Below are 26211 nucleotides of genomic sequence, written 5' to 3'. Positions count from 1 at the left end.
GGGGCCCCGGTGCCGCGGGGGGGGGCGGCCGCCCCCCCGGGGGGGGGGGGGGGGGGGGGGCCCCCCGGTTGGGGGGGGGGGGCCGGGGGGGCGGCCCGGGGGGGGCCCCCCCCCCCGCGACACCGCTGGTGGTGTCTTCGGTGCGTGCGGGCGTCAGAGGGCGAGCGCCTGGGCGCGGCGCTTCACCTCCGTGCCGCGGTTCTCGTTGAGCGCCTGCGCGGGTGTGCCCGGCAGGCTCTCGTCCGGAGTGAAGAGCCACTCCAGCATCTCTTCGTCGGTGAAGCCGTCGTCCCGCAGCACGGTCAGGAGCCCGACGAGGCCCTTGACGATCTTGTCGTCCTGGATGAAGGCGGCGGGAATCTGCAGGGCGTTGTTCTGGCCGCGGCGCACGGCGATGAGCTGACCTTCCTTGATCAGCTGCCGCACGCGCGTCACCTCGATATCGAGCATCTCCGCGATGTCGGGCACGTAGAGCCAGGCGGGGACGAGCGCATCGATCTTTACGTCAATCTCGGTCACAGGACAAGCCTGCCATCCCGGACTGACACCCGGTAGTCGGGCCCTACCGGACTGCCGCCTTCAGGGGGACGGACGGGTCCGCCGCGCGGGCGGGGTCGACGGGGGTGGCCGCCTCGATGAGCTTGCGGCCCTGGGCCAGGTCACGGGGTCGGCCGACGGCGAGGAGGGCCACCGGGGCGCCGTCGCGCAGCCAGAGCACGGACCACGCCTCGTCCGCCGGGTCGCCGCGCCACAGCAGCTCGTCGGCGCCCGCGTGGTGCCCCGCGTACTGGACGAAACGGCCGAACTGCTCGGACCAGAAGTACGGCACCGGGTCGTACGGCCCGGGGTCGGCCCCGGCGATCGTCGCGGCGACCGTGCGCGGGCCCTGGAGGGCGTTGTCCCAGTGGTGGACGAGGAGCCGCTCGCCGTAGCGGGCCGAGGGGAAGGAGGCGCAGTCGCCGACGGCGTACACGTCGGGCAGGGAGGTGCGCAGCCGGTCGTCGGCGGTGACGGCGCCGCTCGGGTCCAGGGCGACGCCGGAGCCGGCGAGCCAGCCGGTGGCCGGTCGGGCGCCGATGCCGACGACGACGGCGTCGGCGGGCAGGGAGCGGCCGTCGGCGAGGACGACCCGGCCGGGCTCGACGGTGTCCACGCGCGCGTGGGTGAGGAGTTCGGCGCCGTTGGCCGCGTACCACTCGGCCATCGGGGCGGCGACCTCGTCGGGGAGGGCGCCGGTGAGGGGGAGGGCGGCCGCCTCGACGACGGTGACGGCGCAGCCGGCCTCGCGCGCGGCGGTGGCGAACTCGGCGCCGATCCAGCCGGCACCGACGACCACGACGGTGTGCCGCCGCTCCAGGACGGGCCCGAGGCGCACGGCGTCGTCGAGGGTCCGCAGCAGATGGACGCCCGCGACGCCCTCGGCGCCGGGCAGGGTCACCGGGTGGGCGCCGGTGGCGACCACCAGGGTGTCGTACCCGACCGGTCCCGCCTCGGTGTCGATCTCGTGGTCGGCGGCGCGCAGGCCGGTGACGTCGAGGCCGAGGCGGAGTTCGATGCCGAGCTCCTCGAAGTCGACGTCGAAGGCCGAGTCCTCGGCCTTGCCGAGGAGGATCGCCTTGGACAGCGGAGGCCGGTCGTAGGGCTGGTGGGGTTCGGCCCCGATGAGGGTCACGGGGCCCGTGAAGCCCTGTTCCCGCAGGGCGACCGCGGTCTGGACGCCCGCCATCCCCGCACCCACGATCACGACGCGCTGCTGGGCCTGCTTCTGCTCGCTCACCCGACCACCTTACGTATCTGACGGACCATCAGGAAGGGAGGGGTCTGTGACCCCTCCACGGCGGAAGCTAGTCTGACGGGCGTAAAGCACTCGCGGGAGCCCGGACGACCGGGCTGAGAGGGAGGCTGGAGCGGCCTCCGACCGTACGAACCTGATCCGGGTCATGCCGGCGAAGGGAGGGGCTGGACGCCCATGCGTTCTTCCGATGTCCTCAGAGGCGACGGAGCATCCAATTCCGGGTCCGACGTCCTCGTGGTCGGGGGCGGCATCATCGGCCTGGTCACGGCCTGGCGGGCCGCGCAGCGCGGACTGCGCACCGCCGTCGTCGACCCGGACCCGGGCGGCGGGGCCGCACGGGTCGCGGCCGGCATGCTCGCCGCCGTCACCGAACTCCACTACGGCGAGGAGACCCTGCTCGGTCTCAACCTCGCCTCCGCCGAGCGCTACCCCGCGTTCGTCGCCGAACTCGCCGAGGCCACCGGCCCCGGCCACGACGTCGGCCACCGCGCCTGCGGCACCCTCGCCGTCGCCCTCGACGCCGACGACCGCGCCCACCTCCGCGAACTCCACGCCCTCCAGACCCGCTGCGGACTCACCTCCGAGTGGCTCAGCGGGCGCGAATGCCGCCGCCTCGAACCGATGCTCGCCCCCGGGGTACGCGGCGGACTCCGGGTGGACGGCGACCACCAGGTCGACCCGCGCCGGCTCGCCGCCGCGCTCCTCCTCGCCTGCGAACGGGCCGGCGTGGTCTTCCACCGCGCCCTCGCCGAACGGCTGACGGTCGTACGGGACCGGGCGCGCGGCGCCGTACTCACCGGGGGCGACGAGGTGACGGCCGACCAGGTCGTCCTCGCCGCCGGCAGCCTCAGCGGCCGGCTCGCGGGCGTCCCCGCCGACGTCCTGCCGCCCGTGCGCCCGGTGAAAGGGCAGGTACTGCGGCTCCGCGTGCCGCCCGCGTACGCCCCCTTCCTCTCCCGGACCGTCCGGGCCGTCGTCCGCGGCAGCCACGTCTACCTGGTGCCCCGCGAGAACGGCGAGCTCGTCGTCGGCGCCACCAGCGAGGAACTCGGCTGGGACACCACGGTGACGGCGGGCGGGGTGTACGAGCTGCTGCGCGACGCCCACGAACTCGTCCCCGGCCTCACCGAGCTGCCGCTCACCGAGACCCGGGCCGGCCTCCGCCCCGCGTCGCCGGACAACGCCCCGCTGCTCGGGCCCACCGCCCTGCCCGGCCTCCACCTCGCCACCGGCCACTACCGCAACGGGGTCCTGCTCACCCCCGTCACCGGCGACGTCATGGCCGAGGTCCTCACCACCGGCGCCCTCCCCGACGAGGCACGCCCCTTCACCCCCCGCCGTTTCTCCTCCGCACGTCTGGAGCAGCCCGCATGAACGTGTCCGTGAACGGAGAGGCCCGCGAGCTCTCCGGCCCCGTCTCCCTGGACGCCCTCGTCGCCACCCTCACCGCGGCCCGCTCCGGAATCGCCGCCGCCCTCAACGAGACGGTCGTCCCCCGCGGCGAGTGGGCGGCGACCCTGCTCGGCGACGGCGACCGGGTGGAAGTCCTCACCGCGGTGCAGGGAGGCTGAGCGCGATGTCCGACGACGTGTTCCGGCTCGGCGGCACCGAGTTCTCCTCCCGCCTGATCATGGGCACCGGCGGGGCCCCCAGCCTCGACGTGCTCGAACGCTCCCTGATCGCCAGCGGTACGGAGCTCACCACCGTCGCCATGCGGCGCCTCGACCCGACCGTCCAGGGCTCGGTCCTCTCCGTCCTCGAACGACTCGGCATCCGGGTCCTGCCCAACACGGCGGGCTGCTTCACCGCCGGAGAGGCCGTCCTGACCGCCCGGCTCGCGCGGGAGGCGCTCGGCACCGACTGGATCAAACTGGAGGTCGTCGCCGACGAGCGGACCCTCCTGCCGGACGGGGAGGAACTCCTCGACGCGGCCGAGACCCTCGTCGACGACGGCTTCACCGTCCTCCCCTACACCAACGACGACCCCGTCCTCGCCCGCAAACTGGAGGACGTGGGGTGCGCGGCCATCATGCCGCTCGGCTCCCCCATCGGCTCCGGCCTCGGCATCCGCAACCCGCACAACTTCCAGCTCATCGCCGAGCGCGCGGGCGTCCCCGTCATCCTCGACGCGGGCGCCGGCACCGCGTCGGACGCGGCGCTGGCCATGGAGCTGGGCTGCGCGGCGGTCATGCTGGCCTCCGCGGTGACCCGCGCCCAGGAACCGGTCCTCATGGCCTCCGCCATGCGGCACGCGGTCGAGGCCGGCCGCCTCGCACACCGGGCCGGCCGCATCCCCCGCCGCCACTTCGCCGACCCCTCCTCCCCCACCACCGGCCGCGCCACCCTGGACCCCGAACGCCCCGCCTTCTGACCCCCACCCCCGTACGGCCCCCGCCCTTGGCCGGGTGGGCGGGGTGGGGCGGGATGCGTCACAGGTGGGCTGCAGTGAGGGGCAGCGGGGCAAGGCGCTCGCGCCCGGCTCGTAGACTCGACGCCGTGGACACGACCCTTCAGGACCCCCTCGTCGGGCGGCTGCTCGACGGCCGCTACCGCGTCGAGGCGCGCATCGCCGTCGGCGGGATGGCCACGGTCTACCGGGCCGTGGACACCCGGCTCGACCGGGTGCTCGCGCTCAAGGTGATGCACCCGGCGCTGGCGGCGGACGCCGTGTTCGTGGAGCGTTTCATCCGCGAGGCGAAGTCCGTGGCGCGGCTGGCGCACCCGAACGTCGTGGGCGTCTTCGACCAGGGCGCCGAGGGCGCCTACGTCTACCTGGCGATGGAGTACGTCGCCGGCTGCACGCTCCGTGACGTGCTGCGCGAGCGCGGCGCCCTGGCGCCCCGCGCGGCGCTGGACATCCTGGAACCGGTGCTCGCGGCGCTCGGCGCCGCGCACCGGGCCGGGTTCGTGCACCGTGACATGAAGCCGGAGAACGTCCTGATAGGGGACGACGGCCGGGTGAAGGTCGCCGATTTCGGTCTGGTGCGGGCCGTGGGTTCGGCGACCGCGACCACCGGCTCGGTGCTCGGCACCGTCTCGTACCTGGCGCCGGAGCAGATCGAGCACGGCACCGCGGACACCCGCGCCGACGTGTACGCCTGCGGTGTCGTGCTGTACGAGATGCTGACCGGTGCCAAGCCGCACTCCGGCGACACCCCCGCCCAGGTGCTCTACCAGCACCTGAACACCGATGTGCCCGCCCCGTCGGCCGCGGTCCCCGGGCTGGCCCTGGAGCTGGACGAGCTGGTCGCGGCCGCCACCGCCCGGAACCCCGACGTCCGGCCGCACGACGCCGTCGCGCTGCTGGCCCTGCTCCGGGAGGCCCGTGCCGCGCTGAGCGAGGACCAGCTCGACGCCGTGCCCCCGCAGGCCCGGTCGGAGGCCCGGGACACGGCCGAGGACCGGACGAGTGTGATCGCCCGGCCGGTGCCGGCCGAGGGCGACGCGCAGCAGGTGCGGCACACAAACCGGCTGCCGGTCCCGGAGCCGCCCGCGGCCCGCCGGCTGCCTCCGCGCGGCCCTCTGCTCGCCGTGGTCGCCGTCCTGCTCGCGCTCGGCCTGGGCGCCGGCGTCTGGTACATCAATTCCGGCCAGTTCACTCGCGTCCCGGCCGTCCTCGGTCAGACCGAGGCCGCCGCGACGCAGCGGCTCGCCGACGCCGGTCTGGAGGTCGGCTCGACCAAGCGGGCCTTCAGCGACGTCTACGAGCGCGGCACGGTCGCGGCCGTGGACCCGGCGCCCGGCGAACGCGTCCGGGGCAGCGGCCCGGTCACCCTCACGCTGTCGCGCGGCCCCCGGATCGTGAAGGTGCCCAACCTCAGGAACAAGCCGCTCGCGGAGGCCAAACGCCTCCTGGAGCGGGAGGGCCTGGTGCCCGGCGTGATCACGACGGAGTTCAGCGACTCCGTGGCGCAGGGTGCCGTGATCGGCTCCGACCCGGAGCCCGGCACCGAGCGCGCCCCGGACTCGGCCGTCGCCCTGGTGGTCAGCAAGGGCTCCCCGGTCGACGTGCCGGACGTCACCGGCGAGACCGTCGCCGACGCGACGGCGGCGCTGGAGGAGGCCGGGCTCACCGTGCGGGTCGCCCCGGAGCGGGTGCACTCCCCCGAGGAGGCGGGCGCCGTCGCGGCGCAGTCCCTCGCCGAGGGCAGCCGCGCGGCCGAGGGCGACAGCATCACCCTCACCGTCTCCAAGGGCCCGAAGCAGGTCGAGGTCCCGGACGTCACGGGCGAGACGACCGCGGAGGCGAAGGCGGCCCTGGAGGACGCGGGCTTCGAGGTGAAGGTCGAGAAGTCCTTCCCCTATCTCGGCGACACGGTGTCGGGCCAGTCCGTGCAGGGCGGCGAGACCGCCCCCGAGGGCTCCACCGTCACGATCACGATCAAGGGACTGTAGGAACTGATGCGCAATCCCGTCGGCGGCCATGTCCCCGTGGCCGGTGGCCTCGCCACGATCGGCCTCGGCTACGCCCGTGAGCTCGGCGCCGAGACCGTCCAGGTCTTCGTCGCCAACCCGCGCGGCTGGGCCACCCCGGTCGGCAACCCGGCCCAGGACGAGAGGTTCCGGGCCGAGTGCGAGGCCGAGTCGGTCTCGGCCTGGGTCCACGCCCCGTATCTGATCAACTTCGGCTCCCACACCGAGGCCACCGTCGAGAAGTCGGTGGAGTCGATGCGGCACTCGCTGCGGCGGGGCCGGGAGATCGGCGCCCGGGGCGTGGTGGTCCACACCGGCTCGGCGACCGGCGGCCGCCCGCGCGCGGTGGCGCTGGCCCAGGTGCGGGAGCGGATGCTGCCGCTGCTCGACGAGCTGACGCACGAGGACGATCCGTATCTGCTTCTGGAGTCGACGGCCGGCCAGGGCTTCTCGCTCTGCTCGCGCGCGGAGGACTTCGGGCCGTACTTCGACGCCCTCGATCACCATCCCAAGCTCGGGATCTGCCTCGACACCTGCCACATCTTCGCGGCGGGCCACGACCTGACCGGGCCGCACGGGGCGACGCAGACGCTCGACCAGCTGGTGGGGACCGTGGGTGAGGGGCGGCTGAAGCTGATCCACGCCAACGACTCCCAGGACGTGGTCGGCGCGCGCAAGGACCGTCACGCGAACATCGGCATGGGCCACATCGGCGAGGACGGGTTCCGGAACCTCCTGGGCCACCCGGCGACCGACGGCGTGCCGCTGATCATCGAGACCCCCGGCGGCAAGGCGGGGCACCTGGCGGACGTGGAGCTGCTCAAGAAGCTCAGGGGCTGACACGATTTCGCGTTGAGGAATACCCCAGGGGGGTATACGGTTCCTGTAACGGCAGGAACCGCTACCCGACCCTGGGGGGCACCCGATGCAGCACGAAGCGCACGACCACACCGCGCACACGGAACACGCGGGTCACGCCGACCACGCGGGTCACGAGGGGCACACCGGCCACGAGAGCCACGGCGTCCAGGACCACACCGGCCACGGCGCAGCGCACCACGAGGGCCACCACGAGGGCCACCACACCGCTCACGGCGACGGCACGGTCTCCTGGGCCATGGCCGCGAAGGCCACGCTGCACTGCCTCACCGGCTGCGCCATCGGCGAGATCCTGGGCATGATCATCGGCACCGCGCTCGGCTGGGGCAACATGCAGACGATGATCCTGGCGATCATCCTGGCCTTCTTCTTCGGCTACGCGCTCACCCTGCGCGGGATCCTGGCCGCCGGCGTCGACTTCAGGACGGCCTTCAAGGTCGCGCTCGCCGCCGACACCCTCTCCATCGCGGTCATGGAGATCATCGACAACGGCGTGATCGCCCTCTGGCCGGGCGCCATGGACGCGCACCTCACCGAACCGCTCTTCTGGATCGTGCTCGCCATCGCGCTCGCCGCCGCCTTCGTGATCACCACTCCGGTGAACAAGTGGATGATCGGCCGCGGCAAGGGCCACGCGGTGGTCCACCGGTACCACCACTGAACGACACGACCCGAGACGGTCCGGAGCGCCTACAGCTCCGGGCCGTCTCCCGGTTCCTCCTGGTACGAGTAGCGCTGCTCCGTCCAGGGGTCGCCGAGGTTGTGGTAGCCGCGCTCCTCCCAGAAGCCCCGGCGGTCGGCCGCCATGTACTCCACGCCCCGGACCCACTTGGGGCCCTTCCAGGCGTACAGGTGCGGGACGACGAGGCGCAGCGGGAAGCCGTGCTCGGCGGTGAGCAGCTCCCCGTCCTTGTGGGTGGCGAAGATGGTGCCGTCGGCGGCGAAGTCGGCGAGCCGCATGTTGGCGCTGTAGCCGTACTCGGCCCAGACCATCACATGGGTGACCGAGGGCGCGGGCGGGGCGAGTTCCAGGACCGTGCGGGCGGCGATGCCGCCCCATTCGGATCCGATCATGCTGAACTTCGTGACGCAGTGCAGATCGGCCACGACCGTGGAGAACGGGAGCGCCGAGAACGCCTCGTGGTTCCAGCAGCGCTTGTCGCCGTCGGCCGTCGCCCCGAAGACGCGGAACTCCCAGCGGTCCGGCTTGAACTTGGGTACGGGCCCGTAATGGGTCACCGGCCAGCCGCGCTGGAGCCGCTGGCCCGGCGGAAGGTCCGGCGAACGATCCGGCTGCCCCGCTTCCCGGTGTACTCCGCTCTCCGGCTGAACCATGTCATCCATGGTGACAGACGGCGAGGGGTGGTCATGACCAGCCGACCGCGCCCGCGATGCGATTGGGGCAACTCAGACTAAGCCTGCACTTACTGGACGCCCCCCATTCGGGGTGCGAGGATGCGGCCCATCCTGCCCAGTGACGGCATATACACACAGCGTGGTGGAAGGAGCCTCTGCGATGCAGGGCGACCCCGAGGTCCTCGAGTTCCTCAACGAGCAGCTGACCGGCGAGCTGACGGCCATCAACCAGTACTGGCTGCACTACCGCATCCAGGACAACAAGGGCTGGACGAAGCTCGCCAAGTACACGCGCGAAGAGTCCATCGACGAGATGAAGCACGCGGACAAGCTGACCGAGCGCATCCTGATGCTCGACGGCCTGCCCAACTACCAGCGGCTCTTCCATGTGCGCGTCGGCCAGACGCTCACCGAGATGTTCCAGGCGGACCGCCAGGTCGAGGTGGAGGCGATCGACCGGCTCCGGCGCGGGATCGAGGTCATGCGCGCCAAGGGGGACGTCACGTCCGCCAACCTCTTCGAGGAGATCCTCGCCGACGAGGAGCACCACATCGACTACCTGGACACCCAGCTGGAGCTGATCGAGTCCCTGGGCGAGGCGCTGTACATCTCGACGCTGATCGAGCAGCCGAGCTAGCCGCGAGGGCTCGCTACGCGGCTTCCCCGAGCTCCGCGACGGTCTCACTCTCGGCGCCCAGGGCGGGCATGCCCTGGTCCAGGAGCTCCCGTCGCGGGCAGTTGCCGCGCCCGAGAATGGCCTGAATGCGACGGACGCAGGAACCGCAGTCCGTGCCGGCCTTGCAGGCGGAGGCGATCTGGCGGGGCGTGCAGGCGCCCGCGTCGGCGTGGTCCTTGACCTGCTTCTCCGTGACACCGAAGCATGAGCAGACGTACACGCGGTTCACCTCCCGCCGAGATCGATAAGGCTTACCTAACCTTACCCGGCGGGCCGGAGCCTCAAAAGCCCTGGATACGACGATGGGGCGCGGATCACATGGATCCGCGCCCCGTCGTCGTAGGTACCTACTTACTGATCGCGGTACATCTCCGCCACCAGGAACGCCAGGTCGAGCGACTGGCTGCGGTTGAGGCGCGGGTCGCAGGCCGTCTCGTAACGCTGGTGCAGGTCGTCGACGAAGATCTCGTCGCCGCCGCCGACGCACTCGGTGACGTCGTCACCGGTGAGCTCGACGTGGATGCCGCCCGGGTGGGTGCCGAGCTCCTTGTGGACCTCGAAGAAGCCCTTGACCTCGTCGAGCACGTCGTCGAAGCGGCGCGTCTTGTGGCCGGAGGCGGCCTCGAAGGTGTTGCCGTGCATCGGGTCGGTGACCCAGGCCACGACCGCACCGGACGCGGTGACCTTCTCGACCAGCTCGGGGAGCTTGTCGCGGACCTTGTCGGCGCCCATGCGGACGATGAAGGTCAGCCGGCCCGGCTCGCGGTCCGGGTCGAGGCGGTCGATGTACGTCAGCGCCTCGTCCACCGAGGTGGTCGGGCCCAGCTTGATGCCGATCGGGTTCGCGATCCGGGAGGCGAACTCGATGTGCGCGTGGTCGAGCTGCCGGGTGCGCTCACCGATCCAGACCATGTGGCCGGAGGTGTCGTACAGCTTGCCGGTGCGCGAGTCCGTACGGGTCAGGGCGCCCTCGTAGTCGAGCAGCAGCGCCTCGTGGGAGGCGTAGAACTCGACGGCCTTGAACTCGGCCGGGTCGGTGCCGCACGCCTTCATGAAGTTCAGCGCGTTGTCGATCTCGCGGGCGAGCGCCTCGTAGCGCTGACCCGAGGGGGACGACTTCACGAAGTCCTGGTTCCAGGCGTGCACCTGGCGCAGGTCGGCGTAGCCACCGGTGGTGAAGGCGCGCACCAGGTTGAGCGTGGAGGCGGAGGCGTTGTACATCCGCTTCAGGCGCTCGGGGTCCGGGATACGGGACTTCTCGTCGAAGTCGAAGCCGTTGACCGAGTCGCCGCGGTACGTCGGCAGGGTCACGCCGTCACGGGTCTCGGTGCCCTTGGAGCGGGGCTTCGAGTACTGCCCGGCGATACGGCCGACCTTCACCACGGGCACGGAGGCCGCGTAGGTGAGGACGGCGCTCATCTGGAGCAGCGTCTTGAGCTTGGCCCTGATGTGGTCGGCGGACACGGCGTCGAATGCCTCGGCGCAGTCGCCGCCCTGGAGCAGGAACGCCTCGCCACGGGCGACGGCTCCCATCCGGGCGCGCAGCTGGTCGCACTCGCCGGCGAAGACGAGCGGAGGATACGACTCGAGGTCCGCGATCACATCGCGCAGAGCCTCGGCATCGGGGTACTCGGGCTGCTGCGCCGCGGGCAGGTCTCGCCAGGTCGCCTTGGCGACGGCGTGGGATTCAGCGTTCACGGTCACGCGCACCACATTACGGGGTTCTTCGTCCACTCCTGTCCGTCTGCCCAATGGCTGAGACGCGTGCCCGAAATGTCACCCGGTGACGTTCACGCCTTCGAGTGGTGTTACCCTCTGGCCCGTTTCACAAGAACACAGTCGAACCACAGGGGTGGGCGTGACCCAGAGGCACCGCAGGGACCGCAAGAAGAAACGACTCTTGTACGGAGCGGCGGCAGCCGTCGTCGCCACCGCCACGATCGGCACGCTCGCGGTCGCCTCGCCGGGCCTCCTCGGCGTGGGCGACGACGCGACCGGGGGTGATCCTTCCCTCCAGTCGCAGTTCGCAAACGCGGCGCGCGAGTTCGACGTGCCCCAGAGCGTGCTGATGGCGGTCTCGTACCAGCAGACCCGGTGGGAGTCGCACGACGGCGACCCGAGCACGACCGGCGCGTACAACGTCATGGGTCTGACGAAGGTCGACCCGGAGGACGTGGAGCAGCAGGTCACCGACGAGCAGATCGAGCACTTCAACGGCTCCGGCCGGCCGGAGGTCGAGAAGACCTTCGACCGCGCGAAGGTCCGGAGCATCCTGGAGAAGGCGATCGTCGACACCGACGACCCCCGGCTCCACACCCTGGACAAGGCCGCCGAGCTGATCGACAGTTCCACCGAGGCCGTCCAGAACGACACCTCCGCCTCCATCCGGGCCGGCGCGGCGCTGCTCGCCGACTACCAGAAGCAGGCGGGCGCCGAGCTGTCGGAGGACCCGGGCGAGTGGTACCCGGCCGTGGCGCGCTACAGCCAGTCCCCCGAGAAGAAGGGCGCCGACCTCTTCGCGAAGCGCGTCTTCGAGTCGATCAAGACGGGCGAGCGGGAGCTCACCCTCGACGGCGAGCAGGTCGCACTGTCGGCCGATCCGTCGGTCGAGCCGGTCAAGCCGGCGAACGTGCCGCTGGCCGCGACTTTCGCGAGCACGACGGACACCACGCTCCCCGACTGCCCCGCCGGTCTGAACTGCGACCTCAAGCTGAGCGTCCCCAACGCCACGGGGAAGAAGAACTACACCGCCGGTGACCGCCCCAACCAGGGCCTGGACATCCGCCAGATCGTCATCCACGACACCGAGGGCGGCTACGACGGCTCGCTCAAGGTGCTCACCGACCCGAACGGTGCGGGCAGCGCCCACTACCTGATCCGGGCGCAGGACGGCCTGGTCACCCAGATGCTCGAGAACAAGAACCTGGCGTGGCACGCGGGCAACTGGACCCACAACATGCACGCCATCGGCGTGGAGCACGAGGGTTACGCCATCAAGGAGGGCAGCTGGTACACCGAGTCCCAGTATCGCTCCTCCGCGGAGCTGGTGAAGTTCCTGGCGACCAAGTACGGCGTGCCGATCGACCGTGAGCACATCATCGGCCACGACGAGGTGGCGCTCCAGACGGACGGCAACGTCGCGAACCTCCACTGGGACGCCGGCCCGTACTGGGACTGGAACTACTACATGTCGCTCCTGGGCGCCCCCCAGGGCGACAAGGGCGCGGGCGGCCTGCTCCAGGCCGGCCAGGTCGTCCGTGTGGTGCCCCCCTTCACCACGGCGAACCAGCCGAAGCTGACCACCGGCGGCACCGCTGTCGCGGCGCGTCCATCCAACTTCGGCTACCTGTACACGTCGCCCTCGACGAGCGCGACGACGCTGAAGGACCCGTACTTCACCTCGGGCGCGACCGAGGGCTCGAACTACGGCAACAAGGTCCGCGCCGGCGGCCTGTACGTGGTCGCCGAGGCCCGCAACGACTGGACGGCCATCTGGTACGCGGGAGAGAAGGCTTGGTTCTACAACCCGGGCGGCCAGTACACCGCGCCCGTGAACGGCGCCACGAAGGTGCAGCTCAAGTCGGGGCTCGCCTCGACGAAGGTCTTCGGCCGCTCCTTCCCTGAGACCGCCGCGTACACCGCCGCCGGGCTGTCCGCGCCGGGCGACGAGAACAACCCGCTGTCGAAGTTCACCTTCTCCTCCGACCAGGCGTACGTGAAGGCTGGCCCGGCGGTGAAGGGCGACGACTGGTTCGGCAGCGCTCAGAAGAACGTGGTCGGCAGCACGCTGTTCGTGCCGATCCGCTTCCACCACAAGATCACCTGGGTGAAGCAGAGCGACATCGTGGAGGCGCCCGGCGCCGCCCCGGTCGCCACGAGCAACCGCTACAACCTGCTCGCCCGTGACACCTCCGGTGTCCTGTGGCAGTACCAGGGCACGGGCAGTGTCTCGGCGCCGTTCCTGACGCGGTACCGGATCAGCGCCGGGTGGAACACGTACAACGTGGTGACGCCGATGACGGCGCTGAAGGCGGACGGCACGGGTGACCTGCTGGCGCGGGACACCACCGGTGTCACCTGGTACTTCCCGGGCAGCGGGAACCCGTCGATGCCGTGGAAGCCGCGCATCAAGGTGAGCGGCGGCTGGCAGATCTACGACCGTATCTCGGGCGTGCGCGACATCACCGGCGACGGCAAGGCCGACCTGCTGGCGCGGGAGAAGTCGGGCGTGCTGTGGCTGTTCAAGGGCACCGGCACGCCGGCGACGCCGTTCGCCCCGCGGGTGAAGGTCAGCGCGGGCTGGAACATCTACAACGAGGTGATCGGCACCGGCGACCTGACCGGTGACGGCAAGCCCGACGTGATGGCGCGGGAGACCTCCGGCGCCATGTGGATCTTCAAGGGCACCGGCACCGGCACGCTCTTCTCCCCCCGGGCGAAGATCAGCAACGGCTGGCAGGTCCACAACGCGATCGTCGGTCCGAGCGACCTGACCCGCGACGGCCGGGTCGACCTGACCACCCGCGACTCCTCGGGTGTGCTGTGGACGTTCCCGGGCACGGGCACGAGCACGCTCTTCACCCCCCGGGTGAAGGTCGGCGGCGGCTGGCAGATCTACAACATGATCTTCTAGTCAGGCTCTCGGGGGCCCGGCTCGCACCGTCCACGGTGCGGACCGGGCCCCTTTCCGTTCCCGGCTGGGTTACAGTGCTCGCATGTTCGCGCCTCAGATCCAGAACTGGTGGTGGACCGCTCATCCGGCGGCCCACTGATCGCGCGTACACCTCACGCACACAGGCCGCCCCGAGGGGCGGCCTTTCTCGTACCCGGGCCGTTCCTCTCCGCGCTCCACCGGAAGGAACGACGCACCCCATGGACCTCTCCCGTCTCCTCGACGACTCCTGCCCTCCCTTCGCCCTGCTGCGCCGGCGCACCCCGGGCCGTGATCAGGACACCGTCGAGGTGCTGATCGGCCCGGTCCACGAGGCCGAGCGCCTCGCGGAGCTGCCGGTGGGCCCGCTGCCGACGCTCGCCCTCGTGCCCTTCCGGCAGATCCGGGAGCGCGGCTTCGACGTGCGGGACGACGGCACCCCGCTCTCGGTGCTCGTCGCCGAGGAGTCGTACGAACTGCCGCTCGCCGAGGCCCTCGAACGGCTGCCCGCGCACGACGTGAGGGTCGAGGACGGCCGGTTCGACGTCTCCGACGAGGAGTACGCCGGGACCGTGCGCCGGGTCATCGACGAGGAGATCGGCTCGGGCGAAGGCGCGAACTTCGTCATCCGGCGCACCTACACCGGGGAGATCCCGGGCTTCGGGCGGGCCGACGCGCTGGCCCTGTTCCGCCGGCTGCTCGCGGGCGAGCGGGGGGCGTACTGGACGTTCGTCGTCCACACCGGCGACCGGACGCTCGTGGGGGCGAGCCCCGAGGTGCACGTGCGGATGTCGGGCGGGACCGTCGTGATGAACCCGATCAGCGGCACCTACCGCTACCCGGCCGGCGCCGCCCCGACCGCCGACGGCCTCCTCGCCTTCCTCGCCGACCGGAAGGAGACCGAGGAGCTCTCCATGGTGGTGGACGAGGAGCTGAAGATGATGTGCACGGTCGGCGACCGGGGCGGGGTGGTGATCGGCCCGCGCCTGAAGGAGATGGCCCACCTCGCGCACACCGAGTACGAGCTGCGGGGCCGTTCCTCCCTGGACGTGCGGGAGGTGCTGCGCGAGACGATGTTCGCGGCGACCGTGACCGGCTCGCCGGTGCAGAACGCCTGCCGGGTGATCGAGCGTCACGAGACCGGCGGGCGCGGCTACTACGCGGGCGCGCTCGCCCTGCTCGGCACGGACGAGAGCGGCGCCCAGACACTGGACTCCCCCATCCTGATCCGTACCGCCGACATCGCGTCCGACGGACGCCTGCGGGTCCCCGTCGGCGCGACCCTGGTGCGCCACTCGGACCCGGCGGGCGAGGTCGCCGAGACCCACGCCAAGGCGGCGGGGGTCCTCACCGCGCTCGGCGTCCGGGAGGGGCGCCCGGTCGACGCCGCCGCGCCGGTGCCGCCCCGGCTCGCCGACGACCCCCGCGTGCGGGCCGCGCTTGACGCGCGCCGGGCGGACCTCGCGCCGTTCTGGCTGAAGATGCAGGTGCGGTCGGCGGAGCTGTCCGGGCACGCCCTGGTGATCGACGCCGAGGACACCTTCACGGCGATGCTGGCGCACGTGCTGCGCTCCTCGGGCCTCGGGGTGTCGGTGCTCCGCTACGACGAGCCGGGGCTGCGGGAGCTGGCCCTGGCCCACGAGGGGCCCGTCGTCCTCGGACCCGGGCCCGGGAACCCCTCGGACGCCGCCGACCCGAAGATGCGCTTCCTGCGGGGTCTGACGGCCGAGCTGGTGCGGGACCACCGGCACGGGCTGCTCGGGGTCTGCCTCGGGCACGAGCTGATCGCCGCCGAACTGGGCCTGGAGATCGTCCGGAAGCAGACCCCCTTCCAGGGGGCCCAGCTGCGGATCGACCTCTTCGGGCAGGAGCGGACCGTCGGCTTCTACAACAGCTTCACCGCCCGCTGCGACGACCGGGCGGCGACGGAACTGGCCCTGCACCGGATCGAGGTGAGCCGGGACGCGGGGACGGGTGAGGTGCACGCCCTGCGAGGGCCGGGCTTCGCGGGCGTCCAGTTCCACCCGGAGTCGGTCCTGACCCTGGACGGCGCCGCGCTGACCGCCTCGCTGCTCGCCGGGGTGCTGGTCTGACCGGCGTCGCTCTCTAGGCGGTCCTGGGGACCAGGACGTTCTCGCTGCGCCGTCCGGCGGTGTAGTCGAGGACGTTCTGGACCGTGGTGGCGATGATCTGGCCGACCGCGTCGACGGTGTAGTACGCCTGGTGCGAGGTGACGACGACGTTCGGGAAGGTGACCAGGCGGGCCAGGGTGTCGTCCTCGACGACCTCCAGGGACCGGTCGAGGAAGAAGAGCCCGGCCTCCGCCTCGTAGACGTCCAGGCCGACGCCGGTGAAGCGGCCGGCCCGGAGCTCGGCGACCAGGGCCTCGGTGTCGACGAGTCCGCCGCGGCTGGAGTTCACCAGGATCGCGTCGCCCTTCATCGCCTTGAGGGCGGTGGCGTCGATGAGGTGATGGGTCGCCGGGAGCAGCGGCACGTGGAGGCTGATGAGGTCGGCCTCGGCGAAGAGACGCTCCTTCTCGACGTACTTCATGCCGAGCGCGGTGCAGGCGGGGTTCTCGGCGACGTCCCAGCCGAGCAGATCCATGCCGAAGCCGTGGGCGATCCGGGTGAACGCCTCGCCGATCTTGCCGGTGCCGACGACGCCGACGGTACGGCCGCGCAGGTCGCGGCCCATCAGTCCGTCGAGGCGGAAGTCGAAGTCGCGGGTGCGGTTGGAGGCGCGGACGATCCGGCGGTTGACGGCCATCGCGAGGGTCCAGGCGAACTCGGCGACGGAGTACGGCGAGTAGTACGAGACCCGGGCGACGGTGAGGCCGAGGCGTTCGGCGACCTCCAGGTCGATGTTGTTGAAGCCCGTGGAGCGCTGGGCGATCATCTGGGTGCCGCCGGCGGCGAGGGTCTGCAGGACCCGGTGGTCGAGGCTGGCGTTGACGCTGGTGGAGATGATCTCGTAGCCGGCGGCGATGGGGGCGGTGTCCTCGGTGAGGAAGACGTCCAGGCAGCGGATGTCGTGGTGCCCCTCGAACGCCTTCTCCATGAGGGGTTTCTCGTCCGCCTGCACACCGAATGCCAGGATTTCCACGGGATTCCCCTCACCATCGCAATGGGCCGCATATGCGCCGATATCGCGAATATACGGCCCGTCGCCCGGCCCGGCCGTCTCACACGTCGTCGAGACCGCGCTCGATGGCGTACCGCACGAGCTCCACCCGGTTGTGCAGCTGGAGCTTGCCCAGGGTGTTCTGGACGTGGTTCTGCACCGTGCGGTGCGAGATCACCAGGCGCTCGGCGATCTGCTTGTAGCTCAGCCCCTTGGCGACGAGACGCAGGACCTCCGTCTCGCGCTCGGTCAGCTGCGGCGCCTTCGGCTCGTCCGCGCCGGCCGCCGGGGCGGGCTCGGAGGCGAGGCGGCGGTACTCGCCCAGGACCAGACCGGCCAGACCGGGGGTGAAGACGGGGTCGCCGACGGCCGTCCGCCGCACGGCGTCGGTCAGCTCCTCCGTACTCGCCGACTTGAGGAGGTAGCCGGTGGCTCCGGACTTCACCGCCTCCAGGACGTCGGCGTGCTCGCCGCTCGCCGAGAGGACGAGGACCCGCAGCGCCGGCTGGGCGCCGACCAGCTCCTTGCAGACCTGGACGCCCGGCTTGACCGGCAGGTTCAGGTCCAGGACCAGGACGTCCGGCCCCGTCGCCGTGGCCCGGCGCACGGCCTGCTCACCGTCGCCCGCCGTGGCGACCACGTCGAACCCCGCCTCGGCGAGGTCGCGCGCGACCGCGTCCCGCCACATCGGATGGTCGTCGACGACCATCACCTTGATCCGGCGCTCGGCCTGCTGCTCGCTCACTTCTCCCCTGCCTTCCCCCGTGGAACCTTCAACTCGACTTCCGTGCCCTGGCCCGGGACCGAGATCAGCTCGGCCGTGCCGCCCAGATCCCGCAGTCTGCCCCGGATGGAGAGGGCGACCCCCATCCGGCCCTCGCCCTCCGCCTGCGTGAGACGGCCTTCCGGGATGCCCGGTCCGTCGTCCCGGACGGTGACGATCACCTCGTCCGGCCAGTCCTCGACCAGGATCCAGGCGCGGGCGTCCTCGCCCGCGTGCACCCGCACATTGTCCAGGGCGGCGCCGACGGCGGCGGCCAGCTCCCGGGCCGCGGGCGCCGGCAGCAGGACCGGTGCGCCCGGCTCGGAGAGGGTGACGCGGGCCCCGGCGCGCGGGGCGAGCAGCAGACGCAGATCGGCGGGGCTGTCGTCGCCGGTCTCCTCGTCCACCTCGACGACCCGGACCACCGCTCCCTCGGACTCGTCCTCGGAGACCAGGCTGGGCCGGGCGAGACCGCCCGCGACGAGGGTGCGGAGCGCGACCTCCTGCTCCCCGGCCATCCGGCCGAGTTCGGCGGCCTCGCCGCCCAGGGCCGTGCCGCGCCGCTGCACCATGGCGAGGACCTGGAGGACGCTGTCGTGGATGTCCCGGGCGAGCCGCTCCCGCTCCCGGGTCGCGGCCTCGATCTCCAGGGCGCGGGCGAGGGTCCGCTCGGAGGCGCGGGCGACCTCGACGACGTAGCCGATGGCGATGGAGGCCACCCAGACGAGGAGCACGTTGTGGAGGGTGTCCCGGCTGGGGTGGCCGCGTTCGACGATGTTGGCGACGGCGACGAGGGAGGAGGCGAATCCGGCCCAGCGCCAGCCGCCCTTGATCGCGTAGGCGAGGACGGAGCCGGCGGTCCATATCGACGGCAGGGTGGGGCCGTCGACCGACTGGGCCTGGGCGTCGGCGAGCGGGGTGAGCAGGATGCCGACGACGGCGACGGTGAGGTCGGCGCCGAGGAAGCGCTTGGTACAGCTGGCCGCGTTCGCCACCCTGGGCAGGGTGGCGAGGGTCCAGACGCACATCACCGCGAGATAGCAGACGGCGATCCAGGGCCGCTCGTACCGTTCCCGGCCGAAGGCGAACAGCAGGACCGCGTACACCATCGTCAGGACGCGGTATCCGGTCAGCGCCCGCCACAACGGCTGCTCGACCGACATGCGCACGACACGCTCGCGCTTGGCCATCTCCCCCACCCCCGGGCGGGTCCCCCGCGGGACCGCCTACGACCCTTGCGAGCGCTTACGCGCCGGACTCCTGGCGGGCCGCGATCTCGGCCTTGACGGCCTCCTTGGCCGCCTTCTCCGCGTCCGCGATCTGCCGCTTGGCGGCGGTCGCGTAGATGTCGACGTACTCCTGGCCGGACAGCTTCATGATCTCGTACATGACCTCGTCGGTCACCGAGCGGAGGATGAAGCGGTCCCCCTCCATGCCCTGGTAGCGGGTGAAGTCCAGCGGCTTGCCGATCCGGATGCCCGGACGCATCAGCTTGGGGACGACCTTGCCGGGCGGCTGGATCTTCTCGGTGTCGATCATGGCGACCGGGATCACCGGCGCGCCGGTGGCCAGGGCGACCCGGGCCAGGCCGCCGGGCTTGCCCCGGTAGAGGCGCCCGTCGGGCGAACGGGTGCCCTCCGGGTAGATGCCGAAGAGCCCGCCGCCCTCGATGACCTCGATACCGGCCTTGATGGCCGCCTCGCCCGCGCCGCGGGCACCCGAACGGTCCACCGGGAGCTGGCCGACGCCCTTGAAGAAGGCCGCGGTGAGCTTGCCCTTCACACCGGGCGTCGTGAAGTACTCGGCCTTCGCGATGAAGGTGACCTTGCGGTCCAGGACCGCGGGCAGGAAGAAGGAGTCGGAGAACGACAGGTGGTTGCTCGCCAGGATCGCCGGACCTTCGGCGGGAATGTTCTCCAGCCCCTCCACCCAGGGCCGGAAGGCAAGCTTCAGGGACCCTCCGAGGGAGAACTTCATTGCGCCGTAGATCAACTCGCCATGCCTTCCGTGTGCCGTCGCCCCGACTTTATCCCGTACCCGAGCACGCCCCTCGCTACGGCCCTGGTCGGTGTCGGTGCGGTCGCGTACCGTGAAGGTCCTTCCCCATTTTCCGTCGCTCCGGCCCACCCGAGGACGCCGGAGTCGCAACCGAACAGGAGACCCCGGTGCCGGTCCTTCCCGGAGCCGAGCCGTACCGCCATGACGGCGGAGAGGTCGGCGTCCTTCTCTGTCACGGATTCACCGGTTCCCCGCAGTCGATGCGCCCGTGGGCCGAGTATCTGGCCGAGCGCGGCCTGACCGTGTCGGTGCCGCTGCTGCCCGGCCACGGAACCCGCTGGGAGGACATGCAGCTCACCACCTGGCACGACTGGTACGCGGAGGTCGACCGGGCGCTGCGCGAGCTCCTGGAGCGGTGCACGACCGTCTTCGTCTTCGGCCTCTCCATGGGCGGGGCGCTGACCCTGCGGCTCGCCGCCAAGTACGGGGACGCGGTGCGGGGCATCGTCCTGGTCAACCCGGGCAACAAGGTGCACGGTCTGGCGGCGCACGCGCTGCCGGTGGTCCGCCACCTGGTCCCCTCGACCAAGGGCATCGCGAGCGACATCGCCAAGGAGGGCGTGGCCGAGGTCGGCTACGACCGGGTGCCGCTCCACGCGGCGCACTCCCTGCGTGAGTTCTTCAGGACCGTGGACGGGGAGCTCCCGCAGGTCACGCAGCCGGTGGTGCTGCTGCACAGTCCCCAGGACCATGTCGTGCCGCCCGTCGACTCGGCCCGGATCCTCTCCCGTATCTCCTCGACGGACGTCCGGGAGATCCTGCTGGAACAGAGCTACCACGTAGCGACGTTGGACCATGACGCGGAGCGGATCTTCGACGAGAGCCTGGCCTTCGTCGAGCGTCTCGCCCCGGGGCTGGTCGACGGAAAGGGGAGCAGGAGCGGTGGCTGAGCAGCAGGACGGCGGCGAGCGGGAGCCGCAGCCCATCGACGAGGAGGCGGCCTGGGCCGCGATCGTCGCCGGCTACGGCAAGGAGCCCGCGGACCCGCCGGGGGCGAGGCCGTTCCGGCCGATAGAGAACCTGGAGCTGCCGGAGCCCGAGGACGAGGCCGCCGACGGGGACGGCGAGGGGGACGACGAGGGGGACGACGAGGGGGACGCGGCCGCCGGGGAGACCCGGAAGCCGGCGCCGACGGTCGGCGAGGGCACGCCCTGGAAGCCGAGGCCGGTGGCCCCCGAGCCGCGGCCGGACGCCTCCGGGGAGTCCGGCACGGACGAGGACGAGGAGCCGGAGGCGGGTCCCGAGCGGCCCGCGCTGGGCAGCTCGATCGTCTTCGCGCCCGGGGTGCGGCCCGCCGGGCCCCGGGACTACGCGCCCGCCGAGCCGGACGACGGCCCGGGCGGTTCCGACGAGGGGCACTTCGTGCCGCCGGAGCCGCCGCCGCTGCCCGAGGCGGACGTGACGACCCGGTTCGCCTGGCTCGCGGTGGTCGGCGGCCCGGTCCTCATGCTGGTGGCCGTCCTGCTCCAGTGGGACATGACCTGGTGGCTGACGACGCTGTGCATCGGCGGCTTCCTGGGCGGCTTCGCCACCCTGGTGGGGCGCATGAAGCACGACGACGACGATGACGACGGCTTCGACGACCCGGGCCGCGGGGCGGTCGTGTAGGACCCTCGCCGTCCTCCCGGCGCCTTGGGACCCGCCCCGGCGCCGGCGGTGCTCAGCGGGTCGCGGGGACGCGGACCGCCGCCAGCACCGGCAGGTGATCGGTGGCGGCCCGCAGGTCCGCCGGGTCGAGGTGCGGGGGGACGCCGCAGCCGAGGAACTCGACGCCCGGGGTCGCGAGGACCGCGTCGATCCGCTGGTGTGGATCGACGGGGGTCGAGGTGTACTCGCCGCCCCAGGGCGCCGCCTCCCAGCCGTCCCGGAGCGTCCCGGTCAGCCGGGTGAAGGCGGGGCCGCCGGGGCGTTCGTTGAGGTCGCCGGCGACCAGGGTGTACGGGGTGCCCAGGGCGGCGACCCGGTCGAGGACCATCCCGGCCTGGGCGTACCGCTCGTCCTTCCGCAGGCTCAGGTGGCAGCTGATCAGCCCGACGCGGGCGCCCGCGAAGCGGACCACGGCGGTCGCCAGGCCGCGGCGGTGGAGGCCGGGGGTGAGCGGCAGCAGCACGTCCTCGGTGCGTTCGACGGTGGCCCGCAGGGAGCAGAGCAGCAGCGGCCCGGCCGCGGGGGCGCCGCCGCTCAGGAAGACGAGCTCGCTCCGGGCCGCGAGCCGGGCGGCGTGTTTGCGCCAGCGGAAGAAGCGCGGGGCCTCCTGCACGAAGACGACGTCCGGGGCGCAGGCCCGGACGACCCGGGCGAGGGCGTCCACGTCGTCGCGCATCGAGCGGACGTTGTAGCTCATGACCCGGAGGACGGCCGAACCGTCTTCCTCGGTCCGGGAGTTGGGCAGCTCGCTGATCGCCATGACCGGCAACATACGCCGACCGCCCGCCGGGTCCGGGAGGACGCGGCGGGCGGTCGGCGGATGCCTTCGTACGGTGGTCAGCCCTGGCGGGCCAGGTCCGCCGCGCCGACGAGGCCGGCCTTGTTGCCGAGCTGGGCGGCGAGGACCTGGGCGTGCGGACGCCACTGGCCGCCGATCAGCCAGCGCCGGAAGGACTTGCGGATCGGGTCGAGGACGAGGTCGCCCTCGTCCGAGACGCCGCCGCCGACGATGAAGGCCGAGGGGTCGAAGAGCGAGGCGAGGTCGGCGAGACCTGCGCCCGCCCAGCGGGCCAGCTCGCGGAAGGAGTCGACGGCGACCGGGTCGCCGGCGCGGGCGGCCTGGCTGACGTGCTTGCCCTCGATGCCCTCCGGGGTGCCGTCACCGAGGCCGAGCAGGATCTCCGCCCGCTCCGGGGTGGCGTTGGCGCGCTGCTTCGCGTACCGGACGAGCGCGCGTCCGGAGGCGTACTGCTCCCAGCAGCCCTGGCTGCCGCAGCCGCACAGCAGGCCGTCCGGGACGACCCGGATGTGGCCGAACTCGGCGGCCACGCCGAAGCGTCCGCGGCGCAGCTTGTTGCCGATGATGATGCCGCCGCCGAGGCCGGTGCCGAGGGTGATGCAGATGACGTCCTCGTGGCCCTGGCCGGCGCCGAAGCGGTACTCGCCCCAGGCCGCGGCGTTGGCGTCGTTCTCGACGACGACGGGGAGGCCGACCCGCTGCTCGACCTTGTCCTTGAGCGGCTCGTGCCGCCAGTCGATGTTCGGCGCGAAGAGGACGGTGGCACGCTTGTCGTCGACGTAGCCGGCGGCACCGATGCCGACGGCCTCGATCGAGTGGCCCTTGCCGGCCTCGGAGACGGCCGCGCTGATGGCGTCGACGATCCCCTCGGGGGTCGGCGGGGTGGGCACCTTGTGCGTGTCGAGGATCTTGCCGTCCTCGTCGACCACGCCGGCCGCGATCTTCGTGCCGCCGATGTCGACGCCGATGGTGAGTCCCATGTGTCCCTCAGTTTTCGGTCGAGCCCCGCTAAGGCCCACCGTACCCGAGGGGAAGGTGCGTACTGATCAGTCCAGGTCGATGTGCTGGCCGGATCCCGGCCCTTCGTCGTCCTTGCGGGGCTCGTCGGCGTCCCGGCGCGGGTCGTCCTCGGCCACGGGTCCGCCCCGGGTCCAGCGGCTCTCGTGGCCCTCGACGGCGGAGCGGTAGGCGGCGAGCAGTTCGCTTCCGGCGGCGGCGAGGTGGTCGAAGACCTGCGGGTTGCGCTCGATGACGGGCTCGACGACGGCCTTCGCCTGGTTGACGAGCTGCTGCACGGTCTGCGCGGCCTGGCCCGCGAGGAGGGGGTTCCCGAGACCGCCGGAGACCTTGTCGGCGACGGCCTCGAAGAGCTTGCGGAACTCCTCGGCGGGAGAGCCGGGCTCGGCCCCGCGCTCCGCCCGGCGGCGGGCCTTCTCCGCCTCCAGGTCCTCGGCGCATGCCTTGGCCCAGGCGTCCGAATCGCTCATGGCGTACTCCTCGATGCTGGTACTTCGACGGTACACGGCCTCAGGGGGTGCGGGGCCAGAGTCCCGGGTCGGGCGTGAAGCGCACGCGGAGGTCGCCGTCGACGAGCCCGGCGCCGGTCACCGTGCAGCGGCGCAGGGCGCCCGGCAGGGGGATGTTGCGGCGGAACGGGCCGACGGTCAGGAGCAGTTCGTCGCCGCGGCGGACGAGGGAGAGGTCCTCCTTGACGGCCCCCGGCAGGGAGATGTGCCAGACGAGGACGCCGTCCTCGGCCCGCCGGTCCTCGACGGGCCACTCCGGTACGGGGACGGGGAGGGTGTCGGGCCGGACGGGCGCGAGGAGCGCGAGGTCCTCGGTCCCGCGCGGGTCCCGGCCGAGGTGCGGGAGCTCGTACAGGACGTCGGTGGCGGTCCGGAGCTCGGCCAGGTGCCGGTGCTGCTCGGCGGTCAGTCCGGCGAGCCAGGGGTCCTCCGACGCGGCGGGCAGCAGCCGGTTGGCGACGACGGCGTCCACGGCGAGGCCCTGGAGGGCGAGGCCGAGCCGCGCGGTGCGCAGGGCCCGGGTGGCGGCGGGGCCGGGTTCGAGGACGAGGCGGACGGTGGTGCCGGGGCCGTCGACGACGTCCTGGACGGCGGCGAGCTCGGCCTCCCAGCGGGCGGTCGTCTCGTACAGCCACTGCGCGGGCATCGGGACTCCGGCGAGCTGGGCCAGCATCGGGCGCAGGGCGCGGGCGGCCTGCCGCTCGGGCGGCAGCAGGCGGCGCAGGTAGCGGCGGAGCTGCTCCGGCAGGGCGAGGACGGCGAGCGCCTCGGGGAGCGGCGGCAGGTCGACGACGGCGAGGTCGTGGTCGCCCCCGGCGGCGTCGCGCAGCGCGCGCAGCAGGGCGAAGGAACGGCTGCCGGGCAGCTCGGTCAGCTCGGCGTCCTCGAAGGGCGCGGCACCGAGCAGGTCGAGCGCGGCGCCGGAGCGGGCCTGGAGGGCGAGGAACTCGCGGCGGAAGTCGGCGGCGGGTTCGGGGCGGAGCACCCGCAGCCCGTCGCCGTCCGGGAGCGGTCCGGTGTCCTCGGTGACGAGCAGGACCCGGCGGCCCGCCCGCGCCTCGGCGAGGGCGGTCGCGGCGGCGACGGTGGTGCGTCCGGCGCCGCCAAGGCCGGTGACAAGGATGATCCGCATGCCGAGGACGTTACCTCCGCCCCGCGGGGGGTCACGCGCCGGATTCGACGCGCTTCTTCAGACCGGCCAGGGCGCGGTCGATGATGACCTTCTCGGCCTTGCGCTTGATCATGCCGAGCATGGGGATCTTGACGTCGACGGTCAGCTGGTAGGTGACCTGGGTGCGGTCGCCGTCGAGCGGGGCGAGCCGGTAGGAGCCGTCGAGGGAGCGGAGCATCTGGGACTTGACCAGGGTCCAGCTGACCTCGTTGGCACCGGTCCAGGTGTAGGCGAGGGTGTGGTCGTCCTTGATCGCGCCCGCGTCGAGGAGGAGCCGGACCTTCTCCGCGCGGCCGGCGTCGTCGGTCTCCAGGACCTCGGCCTCCTTCACCTCGCCCGTCCACTCCGGGTAGCGGTCGAAGTCGGCGATCACGCCCATGACGTCGGCCGGTGCCGCCTCGATGGTGATGCTCGAGCTGGTGTGTTCGGCCATCGCGGTGGCTCCTCCACGGTGCGTTCCGGCGGAAGTAAGGGGCACAGACGTGCCGACGGAAGGCTATCGCGCCGCGACTGCGCGCCCGTCACCACTCCAGCGCGAAGGGCTTCCCCGTCGAGGCGAAGTGGCCGACGTTCACGCACTCGGTCGAGCCGATCCGCATGCGCCGGGCCAGCGGCTGGTGGACGTGGCCGAAGAGGGCGTGCCGGGGCCTGGTGCGGCGGATGGCGTCCAGGAGGGCCCGGCTGCCGCGCTCGAAGCGGCGGGCGACGGTGTCGTAGGTCAGTTCGGGCACGTCCGGGGGGATGTGGGAGCAGAGGATGTCGACCTCGCCGAGGGCCTCGACCTTCGCCGCGTACTCCTCGTCGGAGATCTCGTACGGGGTGCGCATGGGGGTGCGCAGGCCGCCGCCGACGAAGCCGACGGTGAGGCCGCCGAGCTCGATCCGCTGCCCGTCGAGGACGGTCGTGCCCGGTCCGGCGAAGTCGGTCCAGAGCCGGGGGATGTCGACGTTGCCGTAGGTGGCGTAGGTGGGGGTGGGGAAGGCGGCGAAGAGTTCGGCGTACTGCCGGCGCACGGCGGCCTCGATGGCGGTGTCCCGGTCGACGTCGAGCCCGGCCCAGAGGCGGCGCCCCAGGTCACGGGCCTCGTCGAAGCGGCGGGCGGTGCGCAGCTCGACGAGCCGGGTGGCGTTCTCGGCGCCGAAGAGGTCGGGGAAGATCCCGCGGCCGTGGTCGGCGTAGTCGAGGAAGAGGACGAGGTCCCCCAGGCATATCAGGGCGTCGGCGCCCTCTCCGGCCCGGGCGAGATCGCCGGCGTTGCCGTGCACGTCACTGACCACATGGACTCGCATGAGCCCACCTTAGGGGGTGTCACCTGCGGTTACTTGGGAGTCGGGAAACCGGTGGATTACTGTGC

At 72.2% G+C, this 26211-nt stretch carries 27 protein-coding genes and 1 riboswitch; of the genes, 12 read left to right on the top strand and 15 right to left on the bottom strand.

Going from position 1 to position 26211, the window contains the following annotated elements; genetic code table 11:
* Positions 1-153: 153 nt before the first annotated feature.
* Complete coding sequence (locus ACFVZH_RS03785; protein ID WP_384892635.1) at positions 154-519, bottom strand: Rv2175c family DNA-binding protein; 366 nt, start codon at positions 517-519, stop codon at positions 154-156.
* A gap of 43 nt (positions 520-562) precedes the next feature.
* A complete protein-coding gene (locus ACFVZH_RS03780; RefSeq protein WP_384892632.1) occupies positions 563-1777 on the bottom strand; it encodes an NAD(P)/FAD-dependent oxidoreductase in 1215 nt (404 codons plus the stop codon).
* An 82-nt stretch (positions 1778-1859) separates the two neighbouring features.
* Positions 1860-1972, top strand: a riboswitch (TPP riboswitch).
* Here ACFVZH_RS03780 and thiO point away from each other — a divergent pair.
* From thiO to ACFVZH_RS03750, 6 genes are all read left to right on the top strand, one after another.
* Positions 1970-3169: a glycine oxidase ThiO gene (gene thiO, locus ACFVZH_RS03775; RefSeq protein ID WP_384892629.1), complete on the top strand. Its 1200-nt coding sequence runs from the start codon at positions 1970-1972 to the stop codon at positions 3167-3169. Its footprint overlaps the riboswitch before it by 3 nt.
* Positions 3166-3366, top strand: coding sequence for a sulfur carrier protein ThiS (gene thiS / locus ACFVZH_RS03770; protein ID WP_384892625.1), 201 nt, complete (start codon positions 3166-3168; stop codon positions 3364-3366). The genes thiO and thiS overlap by 4 nt, the downstream gene beginning before the upstream one ends.
* A gap of 5 nt (positions 3367-3371) precedes the next feature.
* Positions 3372-4166: a thiazole synthase gene (locus tag ACFVZH_RS03765; RefSeq protein ID WP_384892622.1), complete on the top strand. Its 795-nt coding sequence runs from the start codon at positions 3372-3374 to the stop codon at positions 4164-4166.
* Positions 4167-4291: 125 nt separating this feature from the next.
* Positions 4292-6190, top strand: coding sequence for a Stk1 family PASTA domain-containing Ser/Thr kinase (pknB, locus tag ACFVZH_RS03760; protein WP_384892619.1), 1899 nt, complete (start codon positions 4292-4294; stop codon positions 6188-6190).
* Between the two features lie 6 nt (positions 6191-6196).
* Entirely contained in the window at positions 6197-7048 is an 852-nt protein-coding gene (locus ACFVZH_RS03755; RefSeq protein WP_384892616.1) for a deoxyribonuclease IV, read from the top strand.
* An 85-nt stretch (positions 7049-7133) separates the two neighbouring features.
* Positions 7134-7748, top strand: coding sequence for a DUF4396 domain-containing protein (locus ACFVZH_RS03750; protein ID WP_384892613.1), 615 nt, complete (start codon positions 7134-7136; stop codon positions 7746-7748).
* Positions 7749-7777: 29 nt separating this feature from the next.
* On the opposite strand, the gene ACFVZH_RS03745 is transcribed toward ACFVZH_RS03750, so the two are convergent.
* Complete coding sequence (locus ACFVZH_RS03745) at positions 7778-8422, bottom strand: sulfite oxidase-like oxidoreductase (RefSeq protein WP_384892610.1); 645 nt, start codon at positions 8420-8422, stop codon at positions 7778-7780.
* 181 nt (positions 8423-8603) lie between these two features.
* Between ACFVZH_RS03745 and bfr the strand changes: the two genes are divergently transcribed.
* Entirely contained in the window at positions 8604-9080 is a 477-nt protein-coding gene (bfr, locus tag ACFVZH_RS03740) for a bacterioferritin (RefSeq protein ID WP_053640484.1), read from the top strand.
* A 13-nt stretch (positions 9081-9093) separates the two neighbouring features.
* Here the strand turns inward: bfr and ACFVZH_RS03735 are convergent, their stop codons facing one another.
* Positions 9094-9348 carry a bacterioferritin-associated ferredoxin gene (locus tag ACFVZH_RS03735; RefSeq protein WP_384892607.1) on the bottom strand — a complete coding sequence of 85 codons (255 nt, stop codon included), beginning with the start codon at positions 9346-9348 and terminating at the stop codon, positions 9094-9096.
* Positions 9349-9470: 122 nt separating this feature from the next.
* Positions 9471-10823, bottom strand: coding sequence for a class II 3-deoxy-7-phosphoheptulonate synthase (locus ACFVZH_RS03730; RefSeq protein ID WP_384892605.1), 1353 nt, complete (start codon positions 10821-10823; stop codon positions 9471-9473).
* 154 nt (positions 10824-10977) lie between these two features.
* Here ACFVZH_RS03730 and ACFVZH_RS03725 point away from each other — a divergent pair, with 154 nt between their 5' ends.
* The 3 genes from ACFVZH_RS03725 to ACFVZH_RS03715 all read left to right on the top strand — a co-directional run bounded on the left by ACFVZH_RS03725 (position 10978) and on the right by ACFVZH_RS03715 (position 15863).
* A complete protein-coding gene (locus ACFVZH_RS03725) occupies positions 10978-13752 on the top strand; it encodes an N-acetylmuramoyl-L-alanine amidase (RefSeq protein WP_384892602.1) in 2775 nt (924 codons plus the stop codon).
* Positions 13753-13834: 82 nt separating this feature from the next.
* Positions 13835-13891, top strand: coding sequence for a trp operon leader peptide (locus ACFVZH_RS03720; RefSeq protein ID WP_071892416.1), 57 nt, complete (start codon positions 13835-13837; stop codon positions 13889-13891).
* 100 nt (positions 13892-13991) lie between these two features.
* Entirely contained in the window at positions 13992-15863 is a 1872-nt protein-coding gene (locus ACFVZH_RS03715) for an anthranilate synthase family protein (protein WP_384892599.1), read from the top strand.
* 13 nt (positions 15864-15876) lie between these two features.
* Here the strand turns inward: ACFVZH_RS03715 and ACFVZH_RS03710 are convergent, their stop codons facing one another.
* The 4 genes from ACFVZH_RS03710 to ACFVZH_RS03695 all read right to left on the bottom strand — a co-directional run bounded on the left by ACFVZH_RS03710 (position 15877) and on the right by ACFVZH_RS03695 (position 19648).
* Positions 15877-16875 (bottom strand): 2-hydroxyacid dehydrogenase, encoded by a 999-nt coding sequence (locus ACFVZH_RS03710; protein ID WP_384892596.1) that lies wholly within the window; start codon positions 16873-16875, stop codon positions 15877-15879.
* A gap of 79 nt (positions 16876-16954) precedes the next feature.
* Entirely contained in the window at positions 16955-17602 is a 648-nt protein-coding gene (locus tag ACFVZH_RS03705; RefSeq protein WP_384892932.1) for a response regulator, read from the bottom strand.
* A 32-nt stretch (positions 17603-17634) separates the two neighbouring features.
* Positions 17635-18846, bottom strand: coding sequence for a MacS family sensor histidine kinase (gene macS, locus ACFVZH_RS03700; RefSeq protein ID WP_384892593.1), 1212 nt, complete (start codon positions 18844-18846; stop codon positions 17635-17637).
* Between the two features lie 55 nt (positions 18847-18901).
* Positions 18902-19648 carry a lysophospholipid acyltransferase family protein gene (locus ACFVZH_RS03695; protein WP_384892590.1) on the bottom strand — a complete coding sequence of 249 codons (747 nt, stop codon included), beginning with the start codon at positions 19646-19648 and terminating at the stop codon, positions 18902-18904.
* A 173-nt stretch (positions 19649-19821) separates the two neighbouring features.
* Here ACFVZH_RS03695 and ACFVZH_RS03690 point away from each other — a divergent pair, with 173 nt between their 5' ends.
* Positions 19822-20604 (top strand): alpha/beta hydrolase, encoded by a 783-nt coding sequence (locus ACFVZH_RS03690; RefSeq protein ID WP_384892587.1) that lies wholly within the window; start codon positions 19822-19824, stop codon positions 20602-20604.
* Positions 20597-21322, top strand: a complete 726-nt coding sequence (locus tag ACFVZH_RS03685; protein ID WP_384892584.1) for a hypothetical protein — start codon at positions 20597-20599, stop codon at positions 21320-21322. Before ACFVZH_RS03690 ends, ACFVZH_RS03685 begins: the two co-directional genes overlap by 8 nt.
* A gap of 52 nt (positions 21323-21374) precedes the next feature.
* On the opposite strand, the gene ACFVZH_RS03680 is transcribed toward ACFVZH_RS03685, so the two are convergent.
* From ACFVZH_RS03680 to ACFVZH_RS03655, 6 genes are all read right to left on the bottom strand, one after another.
* On the bottom strand, positions 21375-22121 hold the full coding sequence (locus tag ACFVZH_RS03680; RefSeq protein ID WP_384892581.1) for an endonuclease/exonuclease/phosphatase family protein: 747 nt from the start codon (positions 22119-22121) through the stop codon (positions 21375-21377).
* Between the two features lie 77 nt (positions 22122-22198).
* Positions 22199-23140 carry an ROK family glucokinase gene (locus ACFVZH_RS03675; protein ID WP_367826672.1) on the bottom strand — a complete coding sequence of 314 codons (942 nt, stop codon included), beginning with the start codon at positions 23138-23140 and terminating at the stop codon, positions 22199-22201.
* Between the two features lie 66 nt (positions 23141-23206).
* Entirely contained in the window at positions 23207-23647 is a 441-nt protein-coding gene (locus tag ACFVZH_RS03670) for a DUF5304 domain-containing protein (RefSeq protein ID WP_384892576.1), read from the bottom strand.
* Positions 23648-23687: 40 nt separating this feature from the next.
* Complete coding sequence (locus ACFVZH_RS03665; RefSeq protein ID WP_384892574.1) at positions 23688-24818, bottom strand: ArsA family ATPase; 1131 nt, start codon at positions 24816-24818, stop codon at positions 23688-23690.
* Positions 24819-24849: 31 nt separating this feature from the next.
* Positions 24850-25290 carry an SRPBCC family protein gene (locus ACFVZH_RS03660; protein WP_384892570.1) on the bottom strand — a complete coding sequence of 147 codons (441 nt, stop codon included), beginning with the start codon at positions 25288-25290 and terminating at the stop codon, positions 24850-24852.
* A gap of 88 nt (positions 25291-25378) precedes the next feature.
* Positions 25379-26146, bottom strand: a complete 768-nt coding sequence (locus tag ACFVZH_RS03655; protein WP_384892567.1) for a metallophosphoesterase — start codon at positions 26144-26146, stop codon at positions 25379-25381.
* Positions 26147-26211: the final 65 nt, after the last annotated feature.

The sequence above is a fragment of the Streptomyces sp. NPDC059534 genome, assembly GCF_042743475.1.
Lineage (GTDB): Bacteria > Actinomycetota > Actinomycetes > Streptomycetales > Streptomycetaceae > Streptomyces.
Note: the sequence above shows the minus strand (reverse complement) of the source record. Positions and strands in the feature narration are given on the sequence as shown.